The following is a 258-nucleotide window of genomic DNA, read 5'->3' as shown; positions in this document are numbered from 1 at the left end:
ACGCGATCTCCCGGCTCAAGCCCCTGTGGGCGGCCCTGGCGATGCTGATCGTGGTCGTGCCGCACTTCATCAGCGCCCTGGTGCGCACCTACGGCTGGATCATCCTGCTGGGTGACAAGGGCCTGGTCAACGAGACCCTGGGCGCCATGTCGGTACCAGGAGCGCCGTTCCGGCTGCTCTACAACGAACTCGGCGTGGTCATCGGCACCACCTCCATGATGCTGCCCTACACCGTGCTGCTGCTGTACGGGGTGATGC

Annotated in this window: 1 pseudogene; it reads left to right on the top strand. The window is 65.5% G+C overall.

Features of this window, described 5'->3' with window-relative positions:
* A pseudogene (locus QC385_RS43915) lies at positions 1-258 on the top strand (ABC transporter permease); the annotation flags it as partial.

Origin of the sequence: Streptomyces sp. DH10 (assembly GCF_029813805.1) — a bacterium.
Classification (GTDB): domain Bacteria; phylum Actinomycetota; class Actinomycetes; order Streptomycetales; family Streptomycetaceae; genus Streptomyces; species Streptomyces coeruleofuscus.
The sequence above is the reverse complement of the archived record's forward strand: the minus strand, read 5'-3'. Positions and strand labels throughout refer to the sequence as shown.